The organism is Micromonospora sp. (assembly GCF_048594385.1).
GTDB classification, from domain to species: Bacteria; Actinomycetota; Actinomycetes; order Mycobacteriales; family Micromonosporaceae; genus Micromonospora; species Micromonospora wenchangensis.
Genome location: NZ_JBMDWU010000139.1, coordinates 1 through 6,567, shown reverse-complemented (window position 1 = coordinate 6,567; position 6,567 = coordinate 1). Strand labels below are relative to the sequence as shown.

Below are 6,567 nucleotides of genomic sequence, written 5' to 3'. Positions count from 1 at the left end.
TGGCACCGGGCGGGGGCTTCCTTCCGGTGCGTGGCCGAACTCCGATGCGGAGAACGGTGTACAGGCAGGGCCCCCGGTGCGGGGGCCCTGCCCATGTCCGGGCCGGTTCCGGGTCGCCAGTCGGGGCCTGCCGCGCCCCGGGGCCGCCGCCTCCCGGTCGGTGGGTGCGTCGGCCGGCGGGGTGGCGGTCAGCCGAAGAAGACGCCGGCCCGACGGTCCCCCGAGACGCAGAACCGGTGGCCCTCGGTGTCGGCGAGGACGACGTACGGCAGTTGGCCTGGCTCCGGCTCGGCGGGGTAGTGCGGCCAGTCGACCCGTTCGGCGCCCAGACCGCACAGCCGGTCGACCTCGTCGTCGAGGTCCCGGTCGCCCGCGTGCAGGTCGAGGTGGATGCGGGGGAGGTCCGACACCGGGCTGACGCTGACGTCCATCGCCAGCGGCACCCCGGCGGTGCCGGACGGCGGTTCCAGCACGATCCACCCGTCCCCCGGGTAGCGGGGTGGCCGGCGGACGTAGCCGAGGGCCTCGGCCCAGAACCGGCCGGCGCGACGGTCGTCGCTCACCCCCAGTGACACCTGTTCGATCATCGACATCGATCCAGGCTAGTCCGGTCGGGCGGCGGTGTCCGGGGAGCTTCTTCCGGTGTCGTCGGGGTTGGCCCCTTCACAAACCGATGACCGAACGATTACATTGGCGCACATCCATGGGAGCGCTCCCGCGACTCCCTCGGTCCTCTCACCACCACCCGCCTCCGGCGACGCCCACCACCCGCGACGCCCCCGTCCCCGCGTCCGGTGGGCGTCGCCGGAGGCACCATCGACAGGAGTTCCGCATGCAGCACCCGAACCGGCCCGGCCGGTCGGGCGCGGGCCGGCCCCGGCTCCGCCGCCTGCTCGCCGCCGGTGCCGCCCTGGCCAGCGGTCTGACTCTCGCCATCAGCGCGGTCCCGCTCACCGCCGGGGCCGCTCCCACCGCTGCCGGGCGCGCCGAGGCCGCCGGCACCGGCATGTTCAACTACCCCGAGGCGCTGCAGAAGTCGCTGCTGTTCTACGAGGCGCAGCAGTCCGGCAAGAAGCCGTCCTGGAACCGGGTCTCCTGGCGGGGCGACTCCGCGCTCACCGACGGGGCGGACGTCGGCGTGGACCTCACCGGCGGCTGGTACGACGCCGGCGACCACGTGAAGTTCGGCTTCCCGATGGCGTTCAGCGCCACCATGCTCGCCTGGGGTGCGGTCGAGTACCGCGACGGGTACGTCGCCGCAGGCCAGCTCACCCCGCTGCTGAACAACCTGCGCTTCGTCAACGACTACTTCATCAAGGCGCACCCCTCGGCCAACGTGCTCTACGGGCAGGTCGGCAAGGGCGACGACGACCACAAGTGGTGGGGCCCGGCCGAGGTGCTGCCGATGGCGCGGCCCGCGTACAAGATCGATGCGAGTTGTGGCGGCGCGGACCTGGCGGGGGAGACGGCGGCGGCGATGGCCGCGTCGTCGATGGTGTTCCGGCCCACCGACGCCGCCTACGCCGACAAGCTGCTCACCCACGCCAAGCAGCTCTACACGTTCGCCGACACGGTGCGCAAGAGCTACCACGAGTGCATCACCGACGCGACGAGCTTCTACAAGTCGTGGAGCGGCTACCAGGACGAACTCGTCTGGGGTGCGATCTGGCTGCACCGGGCCACCGGTGACGCCGCCTACCTGGCCAAGGCCGAGAGCGAGTACGACAAGCTCGGCACCGAGCCGCAGTCCACCACCCGGTCCTACAAGTGGACGATCGCCTGGGACAACAAGCAGTTCGGGGCGTACGTGCTGCTGGCCAACCTGACCGGCAAGCAGAAGTACGTCGACGACGCCAACCGGTGGCTCGACTACTGGACGGTCGGCGTCAACGGCCAGAAGGTGCCCTACTCTCCGGGCGGGATGGCTGTCCTCGACTCCTGGGGCGCGCTGCGGTACGCCGCCAACACCAGCTTCGCGGCGCTGGTCTACAGCGACAAGACCACCGACGCCACCCGCAAGGCCCGGTTCCACGACTTCGCCGTCCGGCAGATCAACTACGCGCTCGGCGACAACCCGCGCAAGTCCAGCTACGTGATCGGGTTCGGTGCCAACGCGCCGAAGAACCCGCACCACCGCACCGCCCACGGTTCCTGGTGGGACAGCCAGACGGTGCCGGTCGAGACCCGGCACGTGCTCTACGGCGCGCTGGTCGGCGGCCCGTCCTCGGCCAACGACGCGTACACCGACAGCCGGTCCGACTACGTGATGAACGAGGTCGCCACCGACTACAACGCCGGTTTCACCTCCGCCCTGGCCCGGCTCTCCCAGGAGTACGGCGGCACCCCGCTCGCCAACTTCCCCATTGCCGAGCAGCCGGACATCCCCGAGCTGACCGTGGAGACCACGGTGATGCAGGCCGAGCCCCGGGCCACCGGGCTCAAGGCGATCATCTACAACAAGTCGGCGTTCCCGGCGCGGGCGCTGACCAACGGGAAGTTCCGCTACTACTTCCGCCCCGAGGGCAGCACCGCCGTGCAGGTCACCCCCGGCTACACCCAGGGTTGCCCGTCGCCGTCGACCGCCAAGCAGCTCTCCGGCGACATCTGGTACGTCGAGGTGGACTGCACCGGTCAGACGATCGCCCCGGCCGGGCAGTCGCAGCACCGGATGGAGGTGCAGTTCAAGATCGGCGTACCGGAGGGCGGCACCTGGGACCCGACCAACGACCCGTCGTACCAGGCCACCGCCGGACCGAACCCGAAGGTGCCGCTGTACGCCGGGACCACCCGGGTCTGGGGTGACGAGCCGACCTCGACGCCCACCGACACCACCCCGCCCACCGTCCCCGGCACCCCCGTCGCCTCGGCGATCACGCCCACCGGCATGACGCTGACCTGGCCCGCGTCCACCGACACCGGTGGGAGCGGCCTGGCCGGCTACGACGTCGCCATGGAGCCGGTCGGCAGCGACGTGCGCTCCACCTTCCGCACCACCACCAACAGTCTGACCCTGACCACGCTCTCGCCCGCCAGCAACTACCGGTTCTCGGTCCTGGCCCGCGACGGCGCCGGCAACAGCTCGTTGTGGTCGTCGGCGCTCGCGGTGGCCACGCCGGCGGGCACCGGTTCGGACACCAGCGGGCCGACCCCGCCCGGCACCCCGACCGCGTCGAACATCGGCGCGACCGGGCTCACCCTGAGCTGGACGCCGTCCACCGACAACGTCGGGGTCACCGGTTACCGGGTCTACAAGACGTCCTGGCCGGCCCATCTCGTCGTCGCCACGAGCACCGGCACCACCGCCCAGGTGACCGGGCTGACGCCGGACACCTCGTACGGGCTCTACGTGGTGGCGGTGGACGCGGCCGGCAACCCGTCCACCCCGTCGAAGACGCTCACCGTGCAGACCCTGCCGGGCACCTCGACGCCGACCCCGACGCCGACCTCCACCCCGACGCCCACCCCGACCCCGACCGCGCCCGCCTCGTCGTGCAAGGTCGGTTACACCACCACCGACTGGACCAACGGCTTCACCGCCAGCATCAGCATCACCAACACCGGTACGACCGCGCTCAACGGTTGGAGCCTGGCCTTCACCTTCCCGACCAGCGGTCAGAAGGTCAGCCAGGGCTGGTCGGCGACGTTCGCCCAGACGGGGGCGGCGGTGACCGCGACCAGCATGACCTACAACGGGGCGTTGGCCCCCGGTGCGTCCACCAGCATCGGGTTCAACGGCACCCACACCGGCAGCAACCCGAAGCCGACGAGCTTCACGCTCAACGGGGCCACCTGCACGGTCTCCTGAGCATCGACGTGTCGGGGGCGGCCCCCCCACCGGGGGGGCCGGCCCACGTCGCGTCGGACCAGACCGGGCCAAAAATGTTCCGAAACTTTTCCGAAACACCTTTGTTCCGGCCGGTGCAGGATGGAAACATCGACGCTACTAGATTTAACAACCGAAGACGCCCGGCCGTCCCGCCCCGACGGCCCGGGTGTTGGCCAGCAAGGAGGCCACGATGGCAACAGGTCCATCCGTCCACCACGACGGCGGCCGGCGACGGCGATCGCCCGCCGTCCGGGCGCTGCTCGCCGGCGCGGTCGGCGTCGTGACGGTGGTATCCGCCGCGGTGATGATGCCGTCGGCGAACGCCGCCGCGAGCACGCTGGGCGCGGCCGCCGCGCAGTCGGGCCGGTACTTCGGCACGGCCATCGCGGCCGGCCGGCTCGGCGACTCGACGTACAGCACGATCGCCGGCCGCGAGTTCAACATGATCACGGCCGAGAACGAGATGAAGCCGGAAGCGACGCAGCCCCAGCGGGGCCAGTTCAACTTCAGCTCCGGTGACCAGATCTACAACTGGGCGACCCAGCGCGGCCTGAAGGTCCGGGGGCACACCCTGGCCTGGCACGCGCAGCAGCCGCCGTGGATGCAGAGCCTGAGCGGCAGCAACCTGCGCCAGGCGATGATCGACCACATCAACGGCGTGATGGGCCACTACAAGGGCAAGCTCGCCGCGTGGGACGTGGTCAACGAGGCGTTCAACGAGGACGGCAGCCGCCGGTCGTCGAACCTGCAGGGCACCGGCAACGACTGGATCGAGGTGGCGTTCCGCACCGCGCGCGCCGCCGACCCGTCGGTGAAGCTCTGCTACAACGACTACAACATCGAGAACTGGTCGTACGGCAAGACGCAGGGCGTCTACCGCATGATCCAGGACTTCAAGTCCCGGGGCGTGCCGATCGACTGCGTCGGCCTGCAGACCCACTTCACCGGGGGCAGCTCGCTGCCGAGCAACTTCCAGACCACGCTGTCCAGCTTCGCCGCCCTCGGCGTGGACGTGGCGCTGACCGAGGTCGACGTCACGAACTCCTCCACCACCCAGTACGCCGGGCTGACCCAGGCGTGCCTGAACGTGCCGCGCTGCATCGGCATCACCGTGTGGGGCGTGCGCGACAGCGACTCCTGGCGCTCCAACGAGAACCCGCTGCTGTTCGACGGCGGCGGCAACAAGAAGGCCGCGTACAACTCGGTCCTCAACGCGCTCAACGCGGCACCCCCGACCTCCGGGCCGACCACGGGCCCGCCCACCACGCCCCCGCCCACCACGACCCCGCCGCCGAGCGGCGGCGCCGGACGGATCGTCGGCGTGGCGTCGAACCGGTGCATCGACGTGCCGAACTCCACCCAGACCAACGGCACCCGGGTGCAGCTCTACGACTGCAACAGCCAGTCCAACCAGCAGTGGACGTACACCGCCAACAAGCAGCTGCGGGTCTACGGCACCAAGTGCCTGGACGCGAACGGCGCGGCCACCGCCAATGGCACCGGGATCATCATCTGGGACTGCAACAGCGGGGCCAACCAGCAGTGGAACATCAACTCCAACGGCACCATCAGCGGCGTGCAGTCCGGCCGCTGCCTGGACGTCTGGGGCACCGGCAACGGCCAGCAGGTCCAGCTGTACGACTGCCACGGGCAGACCAACCAGCAGTGGCGCACCGACTTCGGTGGCAGCAACCCGCCCACCACCGCGCCGCCGACCACCCCGCCGCCGACGACCACGCCGCCCCCGGGTGGTGGCTGCGCGCTCCCGTCGACCTACCGGTGGTCGTCGACCGGCGCGCTGACCAGCCCGAAGAACGGCTGGGTCTCGCTCAAGGACTTCACCAACGTCGTCTACAACGGCAAGCACCTGGTCTACGGCTCGTACGTCAACAGCAGCGGCCAGTACAGCTCGATGAACTTCGGCACGTTCACCAACTGGTCGGACATGGCCTCGGCCAGCCAGAACGGCATGAGCCAGGGCACCGTCGCGCCCACCCTGCTCTACTTCGCCCCGAAGAACATCTGGGTGCTGGCGTACCAGTGGGGACCGACCTCGTTCAGCTACAAGACGTCGAGCGACCCGACCAACGCCAACGGCTGGTCCTCGGCGCAGACGCTGTCCACCGCCACCCTCCCGGACGCCCCGTACGGTGTGATCGACCAGACCCTCATCGGTGACGACCAGAACATGTACCTGTTCTTCGCCGGGGACAACGGCAAGATCTACCGGTCGAGCATGCCGCTGGGGAACTTCCCGGGCAGCTTCGGTTCGAGCTACACGACGGTCATGACCGACTCGACCAACAACCTGTTCGAGGGCGTCGAGGTCTACAAGGTGGCGGGCCAGAACCAGTACCTGATGCTCGTCGAGGCGATCGGGAGCCAGGGGCAGCGCTACTTCCGGTCGTTCACGTCCAGCAGCCTGGGCGGCTCGTGGACCCCGCAGGCCACCAGCGAGAGCAACCCCTTCGCCGGCAAGGCCAACAGCGGTGCCACGTGGACCAACGACATCAGCCACGGTGACCTGGTCCGCACCAACCCCGACCAGACCAAGACCGTCGACGCCTGCAACCTGCAGTTGCTCTACCAGGGCAAGGACCCGAACGCGAACACCGACTACAACCTGCTGCCGTGGCGGCCGGGTGTCCTCACCCTCCAGCGCTGAGGCACACCTTCGCACGCTGCACAACCGGGGCGGGGGCCGCCGCCGCGGGGGGGGCGGGCGCCCCCCCCCGGGGGGC

3 protein-coding genes are annotated in these 6,567 nt (G+C 70.1%); 2 read left to right on the top strand and 1 reads right to left on the bottom strand.

The window, feature by feature from the left end; all coding sequences use genetic code 11:
* Nucleotides 1-188: 188 nt before the first annotated feature.
* Complete coding sequence (locus tag ACOJTC_RS06860) at nucleotides 189-593, bottom strand: VOC family protein (RefSeq protein ID WP_420116207.1); 405 nt, start codon at nucleotides 591-593, stop codon at nucleotides 189-191.
* 239 nt (nucleotides 594-832) lie between these two features.
* On the opposite strand from ACOJTC_RS06860, the gene ACOJTC_RS06855 reads away from it, so the two are divergent.
* Together ACOJTC_RS06855 and ACOJTC_RS06850 are read left to right on the top strand one after the other, a co-directional pair.
* Nucleotides 833-3,805: a glycoside hydrolase family 9 protein gene (locus ACOJTC_RS06855; protein WP_420116206.1), complete on the top strand. Its 2,973-nt coding sequence runs from the start codon at nucleotides 833-835 to the stop codon at nucleotides 3,803-3,805.
* A 211-nt stretch (nucleotides 3,806-4,016) separates the two neighbouring features.
* Nucleotides 4,017-6,491 (top strand): non-reducing end alpha-L-arabinofuranosidase family hydrolase, encoded by a 2,475-nt coding sequence (locus tag ACOJTC_RS06850; RefSeq protein ID WP_420116205.1) that lies wholly within the window; start codon nucleotides 4,017-4,019, stop codon nucleotides 6,489-6,491.
* Nucleotides 6,492-6,567: the final 76 nt, after the last annotated feature.